The 1395-nt window shown below is 61.7% G+C and carries 1 protein-coding gene; it reads left to right on the forward strand.

The features are described 5' to 3' along the window. On the forward strand, window positions 1-1259 hold a 1259-nt coding region (locus NKJ89_RS35540), incomplete at its 5' end, for a DUF5801 repeats-in-toxin domain-containing protein (protein WP_352609065.1). Window positions 1260-1395: the final 136 nt, after the last annotated feature.

Raw genomic sequence — 1395 nt, forward strand, 5'->3', positions numbered from 1 at the left:
CGCAGTACGCCTCGCTGCATCACGACTCCGCCAATAACCCCGACAACAGCGAGGCGGTGTCGATCACCAGCGCCGCGCTGCAGGCGGTGGTGACGGTGACCGACGGCGATGGCGACACGGCGACGAACTCGGTCAACATCGGTGACCAGATCAAATTCCTCGACGACGGCCCGACGATTACAGTCGATAACATCGGGAGCGGGAGCTACGCGGCAGGCGGCAGCAGCACCTGGAGCGACGCTCCCGGCGCCGACGGGTTCACGTCACTGAACATAACCCTGAACGGCTACACGATTGACGCCAAAGCTCCTGTGACCGTCGTCAACGGTTCGCTCGGGACCGATACGACAACCGATCAGAACGGCAACTACGTCTTCAACGGGACCATCAACGACGATTTCAACAATGACGGCATCTCGGACGCAGTGTCGTTCAAGCTGACCTTCAACCCGACGAATGACACCTACAAGATCGACGTGACGAGCCAACCCTCGACGATCGTTACTTACGACACTTCGCAGGGTAAGCTGGCGCCAGGGGGGCCCTCCCCAGTGCAGCAACTGAACTTCTCGAGCGGACCCGCGGCCGGACAGAGCGTGGTGTTCTTCGGCACTGCGGCGAACGCGCCCGCAAAACTTGACAATGTCGCCGACACTCCTCCGAACGACATCCTGGACCTGGTGAAACTCGGGCAACCCGACCTGACCAAGGCCGACATCGACGCTTTGCTCAAGCCGACCAATCAGATCCCGTCCCTTATCAACGGCTCGACACAGATGAACGTGTCGACCTCGGGCATCGGGATCAACAACAACAACCTGGACGGATCGGGGGCCGGGATAGGAGCAACCGACGAAAGCTTTGTCGTCAATCCCTCGCAGCTGGTGGACAAGGTTAAAGTGTTCATCGACAACTCGGTGGGTGGCTACGACCCGAACACGGAGGACCTCGAATACCGCGTCTACTATAGCGACGGGCAAGTCAGTGCGTATACGAAAGTCCAGGCGGGCGATCTTACCAAAGTCACGTCGGGGGTCGCCAAAGGCGGTAAGTCGTTCGAGATCTCGGACGTCCTGGGCGGGCCTCAGATCGACGCTGTCCAGCTGACGATGGCCAGTGGCACGATCAAGGTCCCGGTGATCCAGTTCAGCATCCGGCAGGCGTTCTTGCCGCAACAGCTCACCATGAACCTGACGGCGACTCTAACCGACGGGGATAACGACACCAAGCAGGACCCGTTCTCGATCACTCTCGCCTGACGGTGCACCATCCGCGGGCCGGGCCCCCCCCCGCCCCCCCGCCAATTGTAAATGGGGGGTTGGGATGTGGACCGGGACCCCCACCACAGTGGGGGCGGGTTGGGGGGGGGGGGGAAACCCACCGCCCCGGGGGGGT

Origin of the sequence: Mesorhizobium sp. M0047 (genome assembly GCF_040323315.1) — a bacterium.
Classification (GTDB): Bacteria; Pseudomonadota; Alphaproteobacteria; order Rhizobiales; family Rhizobiaceae; genus Mesorhizobium.